This is a genomic window from Kluyvera sp. EC_51 (assembly GCF_019584505.1).
GTDB lineage: Bacteria > Pseudomonadota > Gammaproteobacteria > Enterobacterales > Enterobacteriaceae > Kluyvera > Kluyvera sichuanensis.
The window spans coordinates 117,598-137,224 of the sequence record NZ_VDAG01000092.1 but is presented as its reverse complement, the minus strand read 5'-3'; the positions used below and the strand labels follow the sequence as shown (position 1 = coordinate 137,224).

Sequence of the window (19,627 nt, the reverse complement as noted above, 5' to 3'; positions counted from 1 at the left end):
TATTTGCGTCTACTTCATAGACGGCAGGCATAAAAAAACCTCTCCGAAGAGAGGTTTTCACATTATGCCGAACGGCTGATTATTTCTTGAAGCGTTCCGGGAAGTGCATTTCGCTATAGCTCACGAAGTGCGTACCGCGGGTCAGCTTATAGCCGAACCAGATAACCAGGAACAGCGGAATACCGATATAGGTTGCCGCTACGCCGCCCCAGTCGATGGTATCGGCCAGGAAGGCTTCGTAGTTCTGGCCCAAGGTAATGATCAGGCACAGTACGAAGGCAAAGATTGGCCCCAGTGGGAAGAACCCGGAACGGTACGGCAGATTATTCAGGTCATGACCCTGCATCACATAGCCGCGACGGAAACGATAATGGCTAATCGCAATCCCCAGCCAGGCGATAAAGCCGGTCATCCCGGAGGTGTTCAGCAGCCACAGGTAAACGGTCTGGTTGCCAAACATTGAGGTCAGGAAGCACAAGCCAGCAATCACGGTTGTCGCATACAGCGCGTTACGCGGCACGCCGCCACGGGAGAGCTTCGCGAAGATGCGCGGCGCTTTGCCGTCGCAGGCCAGGGTGTAGAGCATACGGGTAGAAGCGTACATCCCGGAGTTACCCGCCGACAGCACCGCCGTCAGGATAACCGCGTTCATAATCGCCGCCGCAGAGAGCAGACCCGCGTGTTCGAACACCAGCGTGAACGGGCTGACGGAGATATCTTTCACGTCATTACGCAGCAGGCTTGGGTCGGTGTAAGGGATGATCAGGCTGATAATCAGGATCGCGAACACATAGAACAGCAGGATACGCCAGAACACCTGACGGACCGCGCGCGGAATGTTCTTCTCTGGATCTTCAGATTCGCCCGCCGCAATACCGATAAGTTCGGTACCCTGGAAGGAGAAGCCGACGATCATCGCCACGCCAATCATCGCTGATAACCCACCGGCAAACGGCGCGTCGCCGGTTGTCCAGTTGCTCCAGCCCACCGGCTGCGCACCTTTGAAGATGCCGAGGATCATCATGATGCCGATGATAATAAAGATGATAACGGTCGCGACTTTAATCAGCGAGAACCAGTATTCCGCTTCGCCAAAGCCTTTAACCGAGATGTAGTTCAGCAGGAAGATGACGCACAGGAACAGCGCACTCCAGATCCAGCCTGGGGTATCCGGGAACCACCAGCTCATCACCAGCTGTGCGGCCACCAGGTCAACGGCGATCGTTACCGCCCAGTTGTACCAGTAGTTCCAGCCCAGCGCGAAGCCGAAGCCCTCTTCCACATAGTTCTGGCCATAGGTGGCAAAAGAACCGGATACCGGCATATAGGCTGCCAGCTCGCCAAGACTGGTCATCAGGAAGTACACCATCAGGCCAATCAGAATATAGGAAAACAGCGCGCCGCCCGGGCCCGCCTGAGAAATGGTTGCGCCGGACGCAACAAACAGACCTGTACCAATGGAACCGCCAATGGCGATCATCGTCAGGTGACGCGCCTTGAGTTCGCGACGTAACGCGGGCGCTTGTGTGGTTTTTGTTTCGGAACCCATGTGAAAATGCTATCCATCCAAAAAATGAGGCGCGATTGTAACAGACGATTCCGGCATATCATGGTAGAAATGCGCAGTTATAAGAGAGCTTCATGATCGCTCTCTTATTATAAGTAAAGCATCCGATGGCGATTTTAGATATCGCAGTAGTGCAGAAAACGCTTGAGCGCGTTGGAGAGGTGCTTTTGCCGATGATGGATGCGCCACAGCGTGCGGCTGAGCGTCGGCAGCGGAATGGTCACTTCCACCAGCGTCCCGGCTTCAAGCTGTTCGGCAATGACCCGCCGCGACAGGCAGCTGATGCCAAGATCATGGCGTACTGCGTGTTTAATGGCTTCCGAGTTGCCAAGCTCCATACCCATCTGGAACTGCGGCAGGTGTGAAAGCAGCAGATAATCGACGATCTCCCGCGTGCCCGACCCCTTCTCACGCAGGATCCACGGCGCCATTGCCAGCTTTTCGAGCGTCACCTCTCCCAACAACCAGGCGCTGTTTGGCGCGGAGAACACCACCAGCTCATCGTCGAGCCACGGCTCAGCAATAATGTCCGCCGAGTGGCATGGGCCTTCGATAAGGCCGATATCGACGCGGAAGTCCGCCACCGCGTTAATTACATCCTGACTGTTACCCACGCTCAGTTCCAGCGGCAGCGCAGGAAAGTCTTTGCGGTAGCGAGCGATAATGCCCGGCAGAATATAGTTGCCGATGGTGCTACTGGCATAGACGCGAATCGCGCCGTTATCTTCACGAAACAGCTGTTCTATCTCCCCGGCTTGTTCAAGCAGCGCCAGCGCGCGCGGGTAGAGCAGACGGCCGTGCTCGTTAACCACCAGCCGTTTACCGACGCGGTCAAAAAGCTGAACGCCGAGTTGGCCTTCCAGATCGGTGAGCGCCGCGCTGACCGCCGACTGCGACAGCGCCAGCATCTGCGATGCCTGGGTGGTGGAGCCACTTTTCAGTACCTCTGCAAAAACTTCTAACTGCCGCAGCGTGATATGCATAGCGCTTCAGCCCGCCTGGGCCGCCCTTACCAGTTATTACGATTAATTATAAATATATAATCAATTTTATCTTTAAACCAGCGAGGCGTACTCTTTTAGCCAGACAAAGGAGAAGGCTATGACACAGGTCACCTTAGAAACGCATCATCATCGCGGTATCAAACATTTTATCCCAGGTCTTGCGCTGACCGCCGTGATTACCGGCGCCGCAGTCTGGATCGGCAATATCCCGGCCGTTGCAGGCGTCGGCATGAGCGCATTGACGCTGGCCATCCTGTTTGGGATGGTGATTGGTAACACGATTTACCCGAAACTCTGGCAGTCCTGCGACGGCGGCGTACTGTTCGCCAAGCAGCATTTACTGCGTCTGGGGATCATTCTTTACGGCTTCCGCCTGACCTTTTCCCAGATTGCAGACGTGGGCGTAAGTGGGATTGTGATCGATGCCCTGACGCTTTGCAGTACCTTTATGATGGCCTGCTGGCTCGGGCAAAAAGTCTTTGGTCTGGATAAACACACCAGTTGGCTAATTGGTGCAGGTAGCAGTATCTGCGGCGCGGCGGCAGTACTGGCGACCGAACCCGTCGTAAAAGCTGAGGCAAGCAAAGTGACCGTCGCGGTAGCGACCGTGGTTATCTTCGGTACGTTGGCTATCTTCATCTACCCAGCCATGTACCCGCTGCTGGCGCACTGGTTTAGCCCTGAGGCTTACGGGATCTATATCGGTTCCACCATGCACGAAGTGGCGCAGGTTGTGGCAGCTGGCCATGCGGTAACGCCAGAAACGGAAAACGCAGCGGTCATTGCCAAAATGCTGCGCGTAATGATGCTGGCACCGTTCCTGCTGTTTATGGCCGCTCGCGTTAAACAACTGGCTCCAGCCGGTGCGACCGAGAAAAGCAAAATCACGATCCCATGGTTTGCCATCATGTTTATCGTGGTCACCATCTTTAACTCGTTCCACCTGCTGCCAAACAGCGTGGTGCAAATGCTGATTACGCTGGACACCATTATGCTGGCCATGGCCATGGCGGCACTGGGTGTGACCACTCACGTTAGCGCACTGAAAAAAGCCGGTGCAAAACCGCTGATGATGGCGCTGGTGCTGTTCATCTGGCTGATTGTTGGCGGCGGTGCGATTAACTACGCTATCCATAGCGTGATGGCATAATCGACAACGACTAAGCGCTTTTAACCCGCTATACTCCCCCTTTTGAGTATGGCGGGTTTAACGATATGAAATACATTGGAGCGCACGTCAGCGCCGCGGGCGGCCTGGCAAACGCCGCAATTCGGGCTGCGGAAATCGAAGCGACCGCATTCGCCCTGTTCACCAAAAATCAGCGCCAGTGGCGCGCCGCGCCGTTAACCACCGAGGTTATCGACGACTTCAAAGCCGCCTGTGAAAAATACCACTACACCCCGGCACAAATTCTTCCTCACGACAGCTACCTGATTAACCTCGGCCACCCGGTTGAAGAGGCGCTGGAGAAATCCCGCGAAGCCTTTATCGACGAACTGGCACGCTGCCAGCAGTTGGGGCTGACGTTGCTGAACTTCCACCCGGGCAGCCACCTGTTGCAAATTGACGAAGATAAGTGCCTGGCGCGTATTGCCGAATCCATCAACATCGCGCTGGCACAAACCGAAGGCGTCACGGCGGTGATTGAGAACACGGCCGGTCAGGGCAGCAATCTCGGCTTTAAGTTCGAGCATCTGGCGGCCATCATTGACGGCGTAGAAGATAAGTCTCGCGTCGGCGTCTGCATCGATACCTGTCACGCGTTTGCCGCGGGCTACGACCTGCGTACCACCGAAGCCTGCGCGGAAACCTTTGCTGAATTCGAACGCATTGTCGGCTTCCAGTATCTGCGCGGCATGCACCTCAACGACGCCAAAAGCGAGTTCGGCAGTCGCGTTGACCGCCACCAGAGTCTGGGCCTCGGCAACATCGGCCACGATGCGTTCCGCTTTATCATGCAGGACAACCGCTTTGACGGTATCCCGTTGGTGCTGGAAACCACCAACCCGGATATCTGGGGTGAAGAAATTGCGTGGCTGAAGGCGCAACAGCAGGAAACGGTGGAAGCCTAATCATGAACGACAGGGAAAAGCAGATACTCAAGATCCTGCGTCGCAATCCGCTGATTCAGCAAAACGAGATTGCCGATATTTTGCAGATCAGCCGCTCTCGCGTGGCGGCGCATATTATGGATCTGATGCGCAAAGGAATGATCAAAGGTAAAGGCTATATCCTCACCGAACAGGAGTACTGCGTGGCGGTGGGTGCCATCAATATGGATATTCGCGGTATTGCAGATATTCACTACCCGCAGGCCGCCTCTAACCCAGGTAACATCCGTTGTTCAGCCGGCGGCGTGGGGCGCAATATTGCCCACAACCTGGCGTTACTGGGCCGCGATGTGCATCTTATCTCGGCGGTCGGCAGTGATTTTTACGGCGAAACGCTGCTGGAACAGACCCGCCAGGCCGGAGTGAATATCTCCAGCTGTATTCGCCTGCACGGGCATAGCACCGCCACCTATCTCTCCATTGCCAATCAGCAGGAAGAGACGGTGCTGGCCATTAACGACACCCATATTCTTGAGCAGCTCACGCCACAGCTGTTGAACGGTTCGCGAGAGCTGATTCGCCACGCGGGCGTCGTGCTGGCTGACTGTAACCTGACGCCGGAAGCCATTGAGTGGGTCTTTACCATTGCCGATGATATTCCGGTGTTCGTGGATACCGTATCCGAGTTTAAAGCGGCTAAAATCAAGACCTGGTTCTCACGTATTCATACCCTGAAACCGACGCAGAAAGAGCTGGAGATCCTGTGGGGCCAGCCTATTGTTTCCGCAGCCGACCGCGTTCAGGCCGTCAATTCGCTGCATCAACAGGGCATTCAGCATATTTTTGTCTGTCTGGAAGATGAGTCGGTTTTCTGCAGCGAGAAAGATGGCGAGCAGTTCGTTCTGACGCCACCTGCGCACACCGTTGTCGATAGCTTCGGTGCCGATGACGGCTTTATGGCAGGGCTGATTTACGGTTTTCTGGAAGGGAGCGAGTTTCGCGACCGCGCGAATTTCGCCATGGCCTGCGCTGCGCTGTCGCGCGCCAGCGTCAGCATCAATAACCCTACCCTCTCCGCTGACAACGCCATCTACTTACTGCAAAACGCCCAGGCATAACGCCTGGGCTTTACGGTTCCGTTAATTATGACAATCCGATAAAGAGCCCGGCGATGGTGGCGCTCATCAGGTTAGAGAGCGTTGCCGCCGCCAGCGCCCGCATCCCGAGCTGGGCAATTTCCGGCGCTCGCTGAGGCGCAATGGCGGAAAATGCCCCGACCACCACCCCGATAGAGCCAAAGTTGGCAAAACCGCACAGGGCAAACGAGATAATCGCAATCGTCTTCACGTCCAGCGAACCGCCGGCTTGCAGGTACGGAGAGAAGTTGAGATAGGCGACAAATTCGTTGATCGCCAGCTTCTGCCCGATCAAACTGCCCGCAAGCGTCGCATCGCTCCAGTCGACGCCCATAATCCAGGCAAGCGGCGCCAGCACCCAGCCAAAAATCCCTTCCAGGGTCGCATGACCGAAACCAAACCAGCCACCAATACCGCCGATAATGCCGTTAATAAGCGCGATAATAGCGACAAAAGCCATCACCACCGTCGCTACGCCAGCCGCAATTTTCAGGCCGGTCATCGCCCCGCTCGCCGCGGCTTCGATGATGCTTTTTGGCGGTGTGTCGGTAAATGACAGGTTTTCGAAGGTGACGGTTGATGCCTCGGTTGCCGGGCTCAGCATACGGGCAAACAGGATCCCACCAGGAATAGCCATCAGCGAGGCCGCCAGCAGGTAATCAATCGGCACCCCCATGCCCGCATAGCCAATCATCATCGACCCCGCGATAGACGCCATACCGCTACAAATTGCGGTAAATAGCTCATTGCGGTTCAGGCGATGAATAAACGGTTTGACGATCGCCGGGATCTCATTTTGCCCGAGGAAAATGGTGGTCACGGCCACGAAGGACTCAATTTTGCTGATGTTCAACGCTTTCTGGAAAATGCCGCCGAGGACGCGAATCAGCAGCCCCATCACGCCAATGTAGTAAAGCAGGCTGATAAGTGCGGTAACAAAGATAATGGCGGGCAGCACGCGGAAGGCGAAGATAAAACCCGCACCGTCAAACAGTACATCCATCTTAGGCCCCACCAGCGAGCCAAAAATAAAGGCGCTGCCCGCATCGCTGTAGGACATCACCTTGTGAACGCCCAGCGCCGCTTGCTCAACCAGCCATTTCCCCGGCGGGAAATAGAGCATAATGCCGCCGATGGCAATTTGCAGCACCAGCGCCGCGCCAACGGTACGCAGGCTAATGCGCTTTTTATTCACTGACAGCAAAAACGCGATGGCCAGTAATACCACCATACCCACAAGACTTCTCATTATATCCATAATGATTTCCCTTCATGCCAGGAAACCCGGCGTAAACGCCAGGTTTTGGTATGTTTGATATTCGCGGGCGACCGCACGCTGCCCGTGAAGTTGGTTTATGCGAGGCGTTGATACTCCTTCGCAATTTCACAAGCCAGCACCGCGTTGTTGAACACCAGTTGAATGTTGGATTTCAGGCTATCGCCACCGGTCAACTCCGCCACGCGAGCCAGCAGGAACGGCGTGCTCTCTTTGCCCACAACGCCCTGCTCTTCCGCTTCCTTCACCGCTCTATCGATAGCGGCATTGATTGCTTCTTCCGCCATCGCAAACTGTTCTGGAATAGGGTTTGCCACCACCAGACCGCCGTTCAGACCGGCCTGCCATTTCACCGCCATTGCACGAGCAATTTCTTTCGCGCTATCGAGGCGAATGCTGACCTCAAACGGACTGGTGCGGCAGAAAAATGCGGGCAGCGCCTGGGTTTGATAACCAATCAGCGGCACGCCAAAGGTTTCCAGATATTCAGTAGTTAAGCCGAGGTCGAGAATAGATTTCGCGCCTGCACAAATAACCGTAACGTTGGTATGCGCTAACTCTTGTAAATCAGCGGAAATATCGAATGAATGCTCTGCACCACGGTGAACACCGCCAATACCGCCGGTTGCAAAGACTTTAATACCGGCCAGTGCGGCAATAATCATGGTAGAGGCAACGGTGGTCGCGCCATTTTTTCCGGCGGCAACCACAAACGGTAAATCACGGCGACTGACTTTCGTTACGCTATGCCCTTCGCGGCCTAATAATTCGATTTCCTCTTTGCTCAGGCCGACTTTCATTACGCCGCCAATAATCGCAATCGTTGCAGGAACAGCACCATGCTTGCGAATGGTTTCTTCAACTTCAATCGCCGTTTGCGCATTCTGCGGGAAAGGCATGCCGTGAGAAATAATGGTCGATTCCAGTGCAACAATCGGCTTTTTGCTGTTTAAAGCTTCCTGGACTTCTGGTGAAATTTGTAATAATTCAGGGGAAAGAGTTAATTCAGACATTCTATGTTCTCCACTAACGATGTAACGTTCGCAATAGACAGATCAGGGTTATTGGTATATTCACTGGACAGCGCCATTGATGAACAACCCTGCGCAAATCGGACAGACTCAATAAACGGCACGTTATCAACCCAGCAGGAAGCTAGCCCAGCCATCATCGCATCACCGGCCCCGGTAACATTAATAACGTTGGTTTTCAGCGGTCGTGACCAACCGTGTTCGCCGTGAATATCGCTGTAGTAAACGCCGTCGCCGCCCATGCTAAGCACCAGGCGATTCAGGCCATGCTCATGGAACCATGCGGCAACCTTGCCGACATCCTCTCGCCCTGAGAGCGTGATACCGCTTAGGGTTTCAGCTTCCAGACGGTTCGGTTTCAGGGTATGTATTTTGCCCAACCGCTCGCGAATTTTGACGCACTTCCAGGCTGAAACTGGGTCAACAAATACCGGCGTGGAGCCAGCGTTATCCAGCACCCAGGTCAGCGCCGCTTCGCTGATATTACAGTCAGCAATAATCACCTTTGCCCCACGAATAAAATCTGCATGCTGCGCTAAAAACTCAGCAGAAATATATTCGGTGATACTCATATCGTTGATAGCTACCAGCATTTCACCAGTATTATCCAACAGAGATAAATAACTTGAGGTATTTTCCCCAGAAACGATAAGACATTTATCAACGTGCACACCTGGCTGACTGGTCTGGGCTAATAATGATTGACCATAAAAGTCACTGCCGACGGCCGTTAATAACCACGAGTCCTTTCCCAGCAGTGCCAAATTATGTGCAATGTTGCGCCCGACGCCGCCAGGAGTGAATTTTATTTTGCCTGGGTTGGAATCTGCATAGTTTAAAGAAGCATGCGAATATCCTGCCACGTCCATATTGGCAGAGCCAATAGTGACAATGTATTCCTTTTCACGCATAGCACGTCCTCTGGCAATAAATTGCCATAAAAATGAGTTCGTTAACGATGTTGATCGCAATGAAATTTATTAGAGCACATGTTCATTATCAAACATATGTTCATAATATGCTGGATTTAGATAAAGTAAATCCATCCGCAAGCGCGAAAATGAATAGATATGAGGGGAGTCACAAATTTTTATTGCAGGCGACTGAAAGCGAGGAAAAAATTGAAAGGCAGGACACAAATTTGAAAAATAAAAAAAGGGCAGAGATCGCTCTGCCCTTTCCGAATAAAGGTAAACTTACGCCTGTTTAGCGACGACTTCCGGGCGTTTCAACACCGCGTAAGAGAGGCCAGCCACCAGCGTACCCACGATAATCGCCACCAGATAACCCAGTACCGGCGTGATAGCGCCAGGGATCAGCAGGACGAACAGACCACCGTGCGGTGCCATCAGTTTTGCACCAACCGCCATCGAGATAGCACCGGTAACGGCACCGCCGACGATACAGCAAGGCAGGACGCGCATCGGGTCACGAGCCGCGAACGGAATCGCCCCTTCGGAGATAAAGCACAGGCCAAGAACCAGCGCCGCTTTACCACCTTCACGTTGACCCTGATCGAATTTCTTACGCGCAATCAGCGTGGCAATACCCATTGCCAGCGGTGGAACCATACCGGCCGCCATAATCGCCGCCATCGGCGCGTAGGTTTGGGTACTCAGCAGACCAACGCCGAACGCGTATGCCGCTTTGTTCACCGGGCCACCCATGTCGGTACACATCATCGCACCGAGGATCGCACCCAACAGGACGGCGTTCGCGGTACCCATGGTTTGCAGCCAGTGGGTCAGCCAGTTCAGCAGCGCCGCAACCGGGGTGCCGATCAGGTAGATCATCGCCAGGCCAACAATCAGGCTGGAGACCAGCGGGATTATCAGAATTGGCTTCAGCGCTTCCATGCTTGGCGGTAGCTTCAGCTTGGTGCTGATAAGTTTCGCGACGTACCCGGCCAGGAAGCCTGCAATGATACCGCCGATAAACCCAGAACCGCCGCTCACCGCCAGCATACCGCCGATAAGACCTGGGGTCAGACCCGGACGGTCAGCAATGGAGAAGGCGATAAAGCCTGCCAGCACCGGCACCATCAGCGCGAAGGCTGAACCGCCGCCGATCTGCATCAGCGCCGCCGCCAGCGTGCCTTTCACTTCAAACGCTTTGATACCGAAGGCAAAGGACAGGGCGATACACAAACCACCCGCCACGACCATTGGCAGCATATAAGAAACACCGGTCAGCAGGTGACGATACGCCCCGCCGCCGCTCTCTTTCTTCGCAGAATCCGCCGGGGATTTGCTCTGGCCAGCTGGCTGATACGGCTTCGCCTCAACCATTGCTTTGTCCAGTTCCTGCGCGGTTTTCTTCAGCGCCAGGCCGGTGGTGGTGCGATACATCGGCTTACCAGCAAATTTCGCCAGATCCACTTCAATATCCGCCGCCACGATAACCAGATCCGCCTGCTCAACTTCTTCTGGCGTAATCGCGTTCCCAGCGCCCACGGAGCCACGGGTTTCCACTTTCACCCACAGGCCGCGTTTTTTAGCCTCGGTTTCAATGGCTTCAGCCGCCATAAAGGTGTGTGCCACGCCGGTTGGGCACGCGGTGACCGCCACAATGCGTTTTACCGCACCTTTGGCGGTTGGTTCCGCCTGCGCCGGAGCCTCGTAAGGCAACGCGTGGGATTTGGCTTCGCTCAGGAACAGTTCCGGATGGGAAACTGCACGGTTGATGTCGCCAAGGTAAACCTGTTTGCCAGCCAGCGCGGTATCCGCTGGCAGAGCAGTGCCCAGCACGATCGCCAGGTCGGCGTCGTTCGGGTTATCAATGAACTCCAGGCGCGCTTTCTGCGCCGCCGCACCCAGCAGGGTCTTCGCCATATAAGCGCGAGCCTGTCCGAGTTTGGCATCGATAATCAGCAGCGTTTTCATACGCCTCTCCCGCTGTTAGTTAAAAGGTTTCAGGTCGACACGCGCCATCATCGCGGCCAACTGGGTACGGTCGGTGATCCCGACGTTGCTCTGGCTTACCGCCAGCGCTGCAACGGCGGTCGCCAGACGCAGGGTATGCTCGCTGGATTCACGCATCAGCAGGCCGTAAATCAGGCCGCCAACCATTGAATCCCCTGCCCCTACGGTGCTTACCACTTCCATTGACGGCGGCTTGGCGATCCATTCGCCGGAGGCGTTAACCCAAAGCGCGCCTTCTGCACCCAGCGAAATCACCACGTGAGCAATACCCTGCTCGCGCAGCGCGTGGGCCGCTTCAATCACATCTTTCATTTCAGGCAGCTTGCGGCCAGCCCAGATCTCCAGCTCGCGACGGTTTGGCTTCACCAACCACGGCGCGGCTTTCAGCCCGGCAACCAGCGCTTCACGGCTGCTGTCGAAAATAATGCACGGACACTGGCTACGCAGACGCGTCATCCAGTCGGTGAACGCTTCAGGGCTCACGCCCGCTGGCAGACTGCCGCTCACGCACACCATGTCGAACTGACCCAGCCAGCTCAGGGAATCATTGACGAAACGCTCCCAATCAGACGGGGTAACTTCAAAACCAGAGAAGTTGAAGTCGGTAACTTCACCATCTTTTTCCGTCAGCTTGACGTTAATACGGGTACGGCCCTGGACGATCTGGAAACGGTTAGCAATGCCCAGTTCGCTGAACAGCTGCTGAAAACCATCCTGGTTGTCTTTGCCCAGGAAACCACCTACGGTGACGTCGATGCCTAAGTCCTTCAGCACTTTGGCCACGTTAATGCCTTTACCCGCCGCGTGCAGCCCGGTGGTACGCACCAGGTTCACTTCGCCACGCTCAACTTCTGGCGTGAACCCTACCAAATCATAGGCCGGGTTTAAGGTAATTGTGGCTACTCTTCTGCTCATTTATGCGCCCTCCCCGAGGCCTGAAGCAATGGCTTCGCCAATAGCGTCCAGCGCCTGACGAGCATCATCACCCTGTGCGGTAAAGCGCAGGCGATGACCTTTTTTAACACCCAGCGCGACAACCTTCATCAGGCTACGCCCGTTGGCTGGTTTGCCGCTGCCGTCAAGATTGGTGACGGTAATGTCACTGTTAAACTGTTTGATGGTGTTCACCAGCACGGTGCCCGGACGGGCGTGCAGACCGTGTTCGTTACGCACCACGAATTCTTCATTCAGCACGTCTTCAGCCAACGCTTCATCGCTGGTCAGCAGCGCCAGCAGCGTAGCGGCATCGGCTTTCAGCAGGCGTTCAGCTTTGTTGTCCAGCAGAATATTGACCAGGCGGTTCAGCACTGCGGTCGGCTGAGCATCGGCCATGGCGACGGAGATCAGCAGCGAAGCAGAAGCGTCACCGACGGTAAATGGCGTTGCCGCGCGGCTTACCGCGATAGCGCTGCGCAGGTTGCCTTCCGCGCTGTCGTTCAGCCAGATACCCTGGCCCAGGTTCAGCGGCTGCTCGTTAATCACGCGCGCCACAAAGTTGGCATCTACCGCACCCGCTTCTTTCAGACGTGCGGCGTTCAGCGCCTGCAGCGTCACCAGGTCACTGGCAACCACGTCAAGCGAGAGCGTGTCGTTATCAAGCTTCAGCACTTCGCTCTGCTTTTCACCCATCAGCAGCGCACGCAGCTCTTCCGCGGTGGTGGCGGTTTTCAGCTGTTCAGCCACCGCGTCATCGCTCAGCACATGCGTCAGCTGACGCAGCAGGCCGAGGTGCTCATCGGAGCTGGCGGCGATACCGATAGCGACGTACGCCGTCTGGCCTTCGCCCCAGGTGACGCCCTGCGGGAATTGATAAACCTGAACACCGGTTTTCAGCACCTGATCGCGGGTATCGGTGGTGCCGTGCGGAATCGCAATGCCGTTGCCAAGGAAAGTGGAGGTTTGTTGCTCACGCGCCAGCATGCCGGCAACGTAACCGTCAGCAACGTTGCCTGCGCTGACGAGCGCTGCAGCAACCTGCCGAATAGCCTCTTCTTTATTCGCGGCCTGCTGGCCGGGATGAATATCCTGAACAGTTAACTGGAACATGGTTCCCCTCGCGCGCTGAATTGAATCGATTCAGCTTTGGTGAGAAAAAATCGTCGTACTTAGCGAGTGAGGTGCTGAAGACGACGCTGAAACGTTTCAATAATATTGTGCCTTTCTTAATCAGCCTGCAAGTTTTGCTGACAATTTGATTGCATAAATTAGATCTACAGCACATTTCATTAGCATTCTCGCCACAACTGCTGACGCGCTGATGGCGACTCAACAACGGCTTCAGCAAGACGTAAGCTGGATTTTGAAATGGCCTTTTAATTTTTCGTGCCGAATTTGATTTAGGTTACTGTTCATTTTCTGAGTCGCGGCGTAAACTCCCCGCCTCTCCTAAAGCGACCGATAAAACAACATGCAAAACAGCACCGCCGCCGCCCCACGGCGATCGTTTGATTTCACCTCGTCATCCTTTCTGATTGTTGCCTTTTTAACCGGTATTGCCGGCGCACTACAGACCCCAACGCTGAGCCTGTTCCTCAGTAATGAAGTGCACGTTCGCCCGGCGATGGTGGGCTTCTTTTTCACCGGCAGCGCCGTTATCGGCATTCTGGTCAGCCAATTTCTGGCGGGCTACTCGGATAAACGCGGCGACCGTAAAAATCTGATCGTGGTCTGCTGCCTGCTCGGCGTGCTGGCCTGCGTGCTGTTCGCCTGGAACCGTAACTACTTTATTCTGCTGTTTGTCGGCGTCTTCCTCAGCAGTTTTGGCTCCACGGCCAACCCGCAAATGTTTGCCCTCGCCCGCGAGCACGCCGATAAAACCGGCCGCGAGGCGGTAATGTTCAGCTCGATTATGCGTGCTCAGGTATCGCTGGCGTGGGTGATTGGCCCGCCGCTGGCCTACGCACTGGCCATGGGCTTTAGCTTTACAGTGATGTATCTGTCGGCTGCGGTGGCGTTTGTGGTCTGCGGCGCGATGGTCTGGCTGTTTTTGCCAACCATGCGCAAGGAGAAAGCGGCGGCCAGCGGTACGATTCAGGCACCACGCACCAACCGTCGGGATGCGCTGTTGCTGTTTGTTATCTGTACCCTGATGTGGGGCACTAACAGCCTCTATATCATCAATATGCCGCTGTACATCATTAATGAACTGCATCTGCCGGAGAAGCTGGCCGGGGTGATGATGGGCACTGCCGCCGGGCTGGAGATCCCGACGATGCTGATTGCGGGCTACTTCGCCAAGCGCCTGGGTAAACGCTTCCTGATGCGTCTGGCCGCCGTGGCTGGGCTATTCTTCTATATAGGTATGCTGACCTTCAGCAGCCCAACGCTGTTGCTGGCCATGCAGCTGCTGAACGCGGTGTATATCGGGATTCTCGGCGGGATAGGCATGCTGTACTTCCAGGATTTGATGCCGGGGCAAGCCGGCTCAGCCACCACGCTGTACGCCAATACCTCGCGCGTCGGCTGGATCATTGCCGGTTCGCTGGCGGGCGTCGTGGCGGAAATCTGGAACTACCACACCGTATTTTGGATTGCGCTGGCGCTGTGCGTCGGCACCCTTTGCTGCCTGGTGCGGATTAAAGACGTTTAGGGCGCGGTCAGCGCTTCGAGGTGAAGCAGATAGGTCATCGCCGCGTCGCGGGTGACGCCGCACATTTCAGGCGCGGGCTGTAACCCTGCGCACACCTTCGGGCGCAGCGGCGAGCCAAAGATTTTACACCGCTGGCGTTCGTCGAGCTGCACACAGGGCGTGTTAGCCGGTTTGCCGTTGGGCATGCCGGGAATGGGGCTGGAGATTGAAGGTGCAGTGCAGCAAGCCCCGCAGTCCGGACGACATTCCATCGCGGGTTCTCTGTAGTGTGGATAAGGTGGTGGCGCGCACATTACCACCTTTTGAGCAGCCATAGCAAAAGCCTTTAAATCCTCTTGCCTGAAACGCTCGGCACGAGTACTTTTACGCGATATTTTTGACACCCTAGTTCACAGGATAATTGCAATGCCAAGAGCGAACGAAATTAAAAAAGGTATGGTGCTGAATTACAACGGCAAGCTGCTGATTGTAAAAAATATTGATATTCAGTCACCGAGCGCCCGTGGCGCAGCAACGCTGTACAAAATGCGCTTCTCCGATGTCAGCACCGGCCTGAAGGTTGAAGAGCGTTTTAAAGGCGACGACATGGTTGATACCGTGACCCTGAACCGCCGCTTCGTTGACTTCTCCTACATCGATGGCAACGAATACGTGTTTATGGATAAAGAAGATTACACCCCGTACATCTTCACCCACGACCAGATTGCTGAAGAGCTGCAGTTCATTCCTGAAGGTGGTATGCCGGAAATGCAGGTTCTGCTGTGGGATGGCCGAGTTCTGGCGCTGGAACTGCCGCAGACGGTCGATCTGGAAATCGTGGAAACGGCACCGGGCATCAAAGGCGCTTCCGCCAGCTCCCGTACCAAGCCAGCAACCCTGACTACCGGTCTGGTTGTGCAGGTTCCTGAATACCTGACCACTGGCGAAAAAATTCGCGTTCATATCGAAGAAAAACGCTATATGTGCCGCGCGGACTAACTGTCTTTAGTAGCCCGGCCGAGCAACGCGACGCCGGGCTACGGAAATAGGCCAACAAAAAGGGCAGCCAAATGGCTACCCTTTTTTATTTTGCGAAAATGACGAATTACAGCAGATCGCGGAACTTGGTCATTTTCAGCGCCAGCTCAACGCCGCGCACTTCCGCCAGACCTTTCAGACGACCAATCGCAGAATAGCCTGGGTTGGTTTTCTTCTTCAGGTCATCCAGCATCTGGTGACCGTGGTCAGGACGCATTGGGATAGGACGCAGATCGCCCGCTTTCTTACGACGCTGCTCTTCGGTCAGAATCGCATCAACCACCGCAACCATGTTCACATCGCCCTGCAGGTGTGCTGCTTCGTGGAAGGTTTTCGGGTTTCCTTCACGGCAGGTAGAACGCAGGTGCGTGAAGTGAATACGGTCGCCGAAGGTCTCGATCATTTTCACCAGATCGTTATCTGCACGCACGCCGTAAGAACCGGTGCACATGGTGAAGCCGTTGTTGATGCTATCAACGGTCTCTTTCAGCCACTGCATATCTTCAATGGTAGAAACGATACGCGGCAGGCCGAGGATTGGACGCGGTGGATCGTCCGGGTGAACCGCCAGGCGCACGCCGACTTCTTCCGCTACCGGCACGATAGCGCGCAGGAACACCGCCATATTTTCACGCAGGTTTTCTTTGCTGATGTGGTCGTATTCCGCCAGACGCGCACGGAACTGGTCCAGGGTGTAACCCTCTTCCGCGCCCGGCAGGCCAGCAATGATGTTGCGGGTCAGCTTGGTGACTTCCGCTTCGGTCATTGCCTTGAAGTATTCCTGCGCCTGACGCTGCTCTTCCGCGGTGTAATCCGCCTGTGCTCCTTCGCGCTTCAGGATGTGCAACTCAAACGCCGCAAAAGCGATCTGGTCAAAGCGCAGCGCTTTAGAGCCATCTTCCAGAGTGTACTCGAGGTCGGTACGCGTCCAGTCAAGGATCGGCATGAAGTTATAGCAGACGGTGTCAATGCCACATTCAGCCAGGTTGCGGATGCTCTGCTGGTAGTTGGCAATCCAGGTTTTGTACTCACCGGAGCCAGTCTTAATATCTTCGTGAACCGGGATACTCTCCACCACGGACCAGGTCAGACCTTTTTCAGCCAGCATCGCTTTACGCTGTTTAATTTCTTCAACCGGCCATACCTGACCGTTTGGAATGTGGTGCAATGCCGTTACGACGCCCGTCGCGCCAGCCTGACGCACATCATCAAGAGATACCGGATCGTTCGGGCCGTACCAACGCCAGGTTTGTTCCATTGCCTCACCCTCTAAAGTTGTTATACCAATAAAATCATCTTCAATGACGACTACCATACATGTTTATTCAGAACCGTCAATAAATCCGCTGGGATTGATTGATCAAGCTCACATTAACGCGATAAATACGGCACACCAATTCAATTTGTTGTCATATAACTTTACACTGCATACGTTAATTAATCGTTAATCGGATGTGTGAACAATGAATACAATCGCCACAAGTGCCCTTCCCGTCAGCGTCCAGCGCCCTCAATATGATAGACAACAGCTACGTTCGCGGATTGTGCACTTCGGTTTTGGTGCTTTTCACCGCGCCCATCAGGCGCTGTTAACCAACCGGGTATTGAACCAGCACGGCGGCGACTGGGGGATTTGTGAAATCAGCCTGTTTAGCGGCGACGTGCTGATGAGCCAGCTCCGTCAGCAGGATCATCTGTTTACCGTGATGGAGAAGAGCGCTGCGGGCAATCAGCCGATTATTATTGGCGCGGTCCACGAGTGCCTGAACGCAAAGCTTGATTCTCTGGCGGCGATTATCGAAAAATTCTGTGAGCCGCAGGTGGCGATTGTCTCGCTGACGATCACCGAAAAAGGCTATTGCATCGATCCGGCGACCGGTCATCTCGATTTCACCCAGCCGCGGATCGTTCACGATCTTGCATCACCCACGGAGCCCCACTCCGCGCCGGGCATTCTGGTCGAAGCCCTATCTCGCCGTCGCGATCGTGGTCTCCCGGCCTTCACCGTCCTCTCCTGCGATAACATTCCTGATAACGGTCATGTGGTCAAAAATGCGGTGCTGGATATGGCAACTCGTCGGGACCCTGAGCTGGCAAGCTGGATTGCGGAATACGTCAGCTTCCCCGGCACCATGGTTGACCGTATCGTCCCAGCCGCAACCGAAGCGTCGCTGGCAGAAATCACCCTGGAGCTGGGTGTCGAAGATCCGTGTGCCATCAGCTGCGAGCCGTTTATCCAATGGGTTATAGAAGATGATTTCGTCGCCGGACGCCCTGACTGGGGCAGCGTTGGGGCGCAGATGGTCAGCGACGTTCTGCCGTGGGAAGAGATGAAGCTGCGTATGCTTAACGGCAGCCACTCGTTCCTTGCCTATCTCGGCTATCTTGCGGGCTATGCGCACATCAGCGACTGCATGCAGGACGAATCTTACCGCCGGGCGGCGCGCCATCTGATGATGGCCGAGCAGGCCCCTACGCTGCGTATTACCGATGTCGATCTCGGGGCATATGCCGATAGCCTGATCGTGCGCTTCAGCAACCCGGCGCTCCAGCACCGTACCTGGCAAATCGCCATGGACGGCAGCCAGAAGCTGCCACAGCGTCTGCTGGACGGCATTCGTATTCATCTCCAGAACGGCAGCCGCTGGCCGCTGCTGGCGCTGGCCGTCGCCGGATGGATGCGCTACGTGAGCGGCGTGGATGATGCCGGGCAGCCGATTGATGTTCGTGACCCGCTGGCGGAGAAAATTCGCGGCATCGTGGCGAACAGTAGCGACGAGAACCGGGTTGCTGCGCTGCTCACGCTGCAGGAAATTTTCGGCAGCGACCTGCCAGCCAACCCGCAGTTTGTTCAGGCCATCGAGAAGGCCTGGCAGCATCTGGTGCAACAAGGCGCACGCCAGGCGGTGCTGACCGCGCTCAATAGTTAACCTTTTCTGCTATTTCGCGGGCTAATATTAGATTAGCCCGCCTTAACACTTCTCTTTTCGACGTCGCTTCGCCAGGATAAAGTGATCCAGATAACACTATCACTATGTCCTCTGCGGAGTTTTCGTGACTAAAACCAATCTGATCACCGGCTTTCTCGGCAGCGGGAAAACTACCTCAATTCTGCACCTGCTGGCCAATAAACCTGCCGACGAAAAATGGGCCGTGCTGGTCAATGAGTTTGGCGAAGTCGGCATCGACGGCGCCCTGTTGGCCGACAGCGGCGCGTTGCTCAAAGAGATCCCCGGCGGCTGCATGTGCTGCGTTAACGGCCTGCCGATGCAGGTCGGCCTGAATACGCTGCTGCGCCAGGGCAAACCGGATCGTCTGCTGATTGAGCCTACTGGCCTCGGTCATCCCAAGCAGATCCTCGACCTGCTTACCGCCCCGGTTTACGAGCCGTGGATAGACCTGCGCGCCACGCTGTGCGTGATCGATCCTCGCCAGTTGCTGGACGACAAGGTCGCCAACAATGAAAACTTCCGCGACCAACTCGCGGCGGCAGACATTATCGTCAGCAACAAAACGGACCGCGCCACCGCCGAAAGCCAGCAGGCGCTGGCCGCCTGGTGGCTGCAGCACGGCGCTGAACGCCAGCTGGTAGAAGCCACTCAAGGCAGCATCGATAATGCCCTGCTGGATACGCCACTCAGCAACACGGCGCCGCTCAAGGCCAGTGCGGCGCACTCGCACTCACATCCGTCAAACAAAGGCCTCGCGGCGTTAAACCTGCCGGAGCACCAGCGTTGGCGCAGAAGCGTCAACGAGGGCCAGGGCTATTACGCCTGCGGCTGGATTTTTGACGCCGAAACCGTGTTTGACACCATCGGCCTGCTGGAGTGGGCGCGTCTCTCTCCGGTGACTCGTTTGAAAGCGGTGATGCGTATTCCTGAAGGACTGGTGCGTATTAATCGCCAGGGCGTCGATCTGCACATTGAAACACAGAACGTTGCGCCACCAGATAGCCGTATTGAGCTGATAAACGACGCGCAAACCGACTGGAATTCGCTACAAACGGCGCTGTTGAAACTTCGTTTAGGTTGAAA

Annotated in this window: 18 protein-coding genes; 8 read left to right on the top strand and 10 right to left on the bottom strand. The window is 55.5% G+C overall.

The window, feature by feature from the left end; genetic code table 11:
• Positions 1 to 79: 79 nt before the first annotated feature.
• A complete protein-coding gene (locus tag FHC49_RS17395) occupies positions 80 to 1,549 on the bottom strand; it encodes an amino acid permease (RefSeq protein ID WP_220440430.1) in 1,470 nt (489 codons plus the stop codon).
• A gap of 134 nt (positions 1,550 to 1,683) precedes the next feature.
• Complete coding sequence (gene yieE / locus FHC49_RS17390) at positions 1,684 to 2,550, bottom strand: DNA-binding transcriptional regulator YeiE (RefSeq protein WP_185666901.1); 867 nt, start codon at positions 2,548 to 2,550, stop codon at positions 1,684 to 1,686.
• A gap of 118 nt (positions 2,551 to 2,668) precedes the next feature.
• Between yieE and FHC49_RS17385 the strand changes: the two genes are divergently transcribed.
• From FHC49_RS17385 to FHC49_RS17375, 3 genes are all read left to right on the top strand, one after another.
• A complete protein-coding gene (locus tag FHC49_RS17385; protein ID WP_185666900.1) occupies positions 2,669 to 3,721 on the top strand; it encodes a YeiH family protein in 1,053 nt (350 codons plus the stop codon).
• A gap of 65 nt (positions 3,722 to 3,786) precedes the next feature.
• Positions 3,787 to 4,644 (top strand): deoxyribonuclease IV, encoded by an 858-nt coding sequence (gene nfo, locus FHC49_RS17380; protein WP_220440429.1) that lies wholly within the window; start codon positions 3,787 to 3,789, stop codon positions 4,642 to 4,644.
• Positions 4,645 to 4,646: 2 nt separating this feature from the next.
• The gene (locus tag FHC49_RS17375) at positions 4,647 to 5,741 is read left to right on the top strand and encodes a sugar kinase (RefSeq protein ID WP_220440428.1); all 1,095 of its coding nucleotides are present in this window, start codon (positions 4,647 to 4,649) and stop codon (positions 5,739 to 5,741) included.
• A 25-nt stretch (positions 5,742 to 5,766) separates the two neighbouring features.
• Here FHC49_RS17375 and FHC49_RS17370 read toward each other — a convergent pair whose 3' ends face one another.
• The 3 genes from FHC49_RS17370 to FHC49_RS17360 form a co-directional block, all read right to left on the bottom strand.
• The gene (locus tag FHC49_RS17370; RefSeq protein WP_185666897.1) at positions 5,767 to 7,017 is read right to left on the bottom strand and encodes a NupC/NupG family nucleoside CNT transporter; all 1,251 of its coding nucleotides are present in this window, start codon (positions 7,015 to 7,017) and stop codon (positions 5,767 to 5,769) included.
• A 95-nt stretch (positions 7,018 to 7,112) separates the two neighbouring features.
• Positions 7,113 to 8,048, bottom strand: coding sequence for a pseudouridine-5'-phosphate glycosidase (locus FHC49_RS17365; RefSeq protein ID WP_220440427.1), 936 nt, complete (start codon positions 8,046 to 8,048; stop codon positions 7,113 to 7,115).
• Complete coding sequence (locus FHC49_RS17360) at positions 8,036 to 8,977, bottom strand: pseudouridine kinase (RefSeq protein ID WP_220440426.1); 942 nt, start codon at positions 8,975 to 8,977, stop codon at positions 8,036 to 8,038. The genes FHC49_RS17365 and FHC49_RS17360 overlap by 13 nt, the downstream gene beginning before the upstream one ends.
• A gap of 47 nt (positions 8,978 to 9,024) precedes the next feature.
• Between FHC49_RS17360 and FHC49_RS17355 the strand changes: the two genes are divergently transcribed.
• Complete coding sequence (locus FHC49_RS17355; protein WP_220440425.1) at positions 9,025 to 9,276, top strand: hypothetical protein; 252 nt, start codon at positions 9,025 to 9,027, stop codon at positions 9,274 to 9,276.
• Here FHC49_RS17355 and fruA read toward each other — a convergent pair.
• From fruA to fruB, 3 genes are read right to left on the bottom strand one after another with little or no spacing between them, the layout of a single operon-like run.
• On the bottom strand, positions 9,263 to 10,948 hold the full coding sequence (gene fruA / locus FHC49_RS17350; RefSeq protein ID WP_220440424.1) for a PTS fructose transporter subunit IIBC: 1,686 nt from the start codon (positions 10,946 to 10,948) through the stop codon (positions 9,263 to 9,265). The genes FHC49_RS17355 and fruA overlap by 14 nt on opposite strands.
• 15 nt (positions 10,949 to 10,963) lie before the next feature.
• Positions 10,964 to 11,902 carry a 1-phosphofructokinase gene (gene fruK / locus FHC49_RS17345; protein ID WP_220440423.1) on the bottom strand — a complete coding sequence of 313 codons (939 nt, stop codon included), beginning with the start codon at positions 11,900 to 11,902 and terminating at the stop codon, positions 10,964 to 10,966.
• Positions 11,903 to 13,033, bottom strand: a complete 1,131-nt coding sequence (gene fruB / locus FHC49_RS17340; protein WP_220440422.1) for a fused PTS fructose transporter subunit IIA/HPr protein — start codon at positions 13,031 to 13,033, stop codon at positions 11,903 to 11,905.
• 361 nt (positions 13,034 to 13,394) lie between these two features.
• On the opposite strand from fruB, the gene setB reads away from it, so the two are divergent.
• Positions 13,395 to 14,576, top strand: a complete 1,182-nt coding sequence (gene setB, locus FHC49_RS17335; protein ID WP_185666891.1) for a sugar efflux transporter SetB — start codon at positions 13,395 to 13,397, stop codon at positions 14,574 to 14,576.
• Here the strand turns inward: setB and FHC49_RS17330 are convergent.
• Positions 14,573 to 14,827 carry a YkgJ family cysteine cluster protein gene (locus FHC49_RS17330; RefSeq protein ID WP_185667036.1) on the bottom strand — a complete coding sequence of 85 codons (255 nt, stop codon included), beginning with the start codon at positions 14,825 to 14,827 and terminating at the stop codon, positions 14,573 to 14,575. The two genes, setB and FHC49_RS17330, sit on opposite strands and share 4 nt — an antisense overlap.
• 154 nt (positions 14,828 to 14,981) lie before the next feature.
• On the opposite strand from FHC49_RS17330, the gene yeiP reads away from it, so the two are divergent.
• Positions 14,982 to 15,554 (top strand): elongation factor P-like protein YeiP, encoded by a 573-nt coding sequence (gene yeiP, locus FHC49_RS17325; protein WP_185666890.1) that lies wholly within the window; start codon positions 14,982 to 14,984, stop codon positions 15,552 to 15,554.
• Between the two features lie 106 nt (positions 15,555 to 15,660).
• Here the strand turns inward: yeiP and uxuA are convergent, their stop codons facing one another.
• Entirely contained in the window at positions 15,661 to 16,851 is a 1,191-nt protein-coding gene (gene uxuA / locus FHC49_RS17320) for a mannonate dehydratase (protein ID WP_035893479.1), read from the bottom strand.
• A gap of 205 nt (positions 16,852 to 17,056) precedes the next feature.
• On the opposite strand from uxuA, the gene FHC49_RS17315 reads away from it, so the two are divergent.
• Together FHC49_RS17315 and FHC49_RS17310 are read left to right on the top strand one after the other, a co-directional pair.
• Positions 17,057 to 18,523, top strand: coding sequence for a mannitol dehydrogenase family protein (locus FHC49_RS17315; RefSeq protein WP_220440421.1), 1,467 nt, complete (start codon positions 17,057 to 17,059; stop codon positions 18,521 to 18,523).
• A 124-nt stretch (positions 18,524 to 18,647) separates the two neighbouring features.
• The gene (locus FHC49_RS17310) at positions 18,648 to 19,625 is read left to right on the top strand and encodes a GTP-binding protein (RefSeq protein ID WP_220440420.1); all 978 of its coding nucleotides are present in this window, start codon (positions 18,648 to 18,650) and stop codon (positions 19,623 to 19,625) included.
• Positions 19,626 to 19,627: the final 2 nt, after the last annotated feature.

What these genes read in the sequence shown, in the direction of transcription:
- FHC49_RS17395 (WP_220440430.1), bottom strand. Translation starts at nt 1,549, where the DNA reads ATGGGTTCCGAAACAAAAACCACACAAGCGCCCGCGTTACGTCGCGAA.
- yieE (WP_185666901.1), bottom strand. Translation starts at nt 2,550, where the DNA reads ATGCATATCACGCTGCGGCAGTTAGAAGTTTTTGCAGAGGTACTGAAA.
- FHC49_RS17385 (WP_185666900.1), top strand. Translation starts at nt 2,669, where the DNA reads ATGACACAGGTCACCTTAGAAACGCATCATCATCGCGGTATCAAACAT.
- nfo (WP_220440429.1), top strand. Translation starts at nt 3,787, where the DNA reads ATGAAATACATTGGAGCGCACGTCAGCGCCGCGGGCGGCCTGGCAAAC.
- FHC49_RS17375 (WP_220440428.1), top strand. Translation starts at nt 4,647, where the DNA reads ATGAACGACAGGGAAAAGCAGATACTCAAGATCCTGCGTCGCAATCCG.
- FHC49_RS17370 (WP_185666897.1), bottom strand. Translation starts at nt 7,017, where the DNA reads ATGGATATAATGAGAAGTCTTGTGGGTATGGTGGTATTACTGGCCATC.
- FHC49_RS17365 (WP_220440427.1), bottom strand. Translation starts at nt 8,048, where the DNA reads ATGTCTGAATTAACTCTTTCCCCTGAATTATTACAAATTTCACCAGAA.
- FHC49_RS17360 (WP_220440426.1), bottom strand. Translation starts at nt 8,977, where the DNA reads ATGCGTGAAAAGGAATACATTGTCACTATTGGCTCTGCCAATATGGAC.
- FHC49_RS17355 (WP_220440425.1), top strand. Translation starts at nt 9,025, where the DNA reads ATGTTGATCGCAATGAAATTTATTAGAGCACATGTTCATTATCAAACA.
- fruA (WP_220440424.1), bottom strand. Translation starts at nt 10,948, where the DNA reads ATGAAAACGCTGCTGATTATCGATGCCAAACTCGGACAGGCTCGCGCT.
- fruK (WP_220440423.1), bottom strand. Translation starts at nt 11,902, where the DNA reads ATGAGCAGAAGAGTAGCCACAATTACCTTAAACCCGGCCTATGATTTG.
- fruB (WP_220440422.1), bottom strand. Translation starts at nt 13,033, where the DNA reads ATGTTCCAGTTAACTGTTCAGGATATTCATCCCGGCCAGCAGGCCGCG.
- setB (WP_185666891.1), top strand. Translation starts at nt 13,395, where the DNA reads ATGCAAAACAGCACCGCCGCCGCCCCACGGCGATCGTTTGATTTCACC.
- FHC49_RS17330 (WP_185667036.1), bottom strand. Translation starts at nt 14,827, where the DNA reads ATGGAATGTCGTCCGGACTGCGGGGCTTGCTGCACTGCACCTTCAATC.
- yeiP (WP_185666890.1), top strand. Translation starts at nt 14,982, where the DNA reads ATGCCAAGAGCGAACGAAATTAAAAAAGGTATGGTGCTGAATTACAAC.
- uxuA (WP_035893479.1), bottom strand. Translation starts at nt 16,851, where the DNA reads ATGGAACAAACCTGGCGTTGGTACGGCCCGAACGATCCGGTATCTCTT.
- FHC49_RS17315 (WP_220440421.1), top strand. Translation starts at nt 17,057, where the DNA reads ATGAATACAATCGCCACAAGTGCCCTTCCCGTCAGCGTCCAGCGCCCT.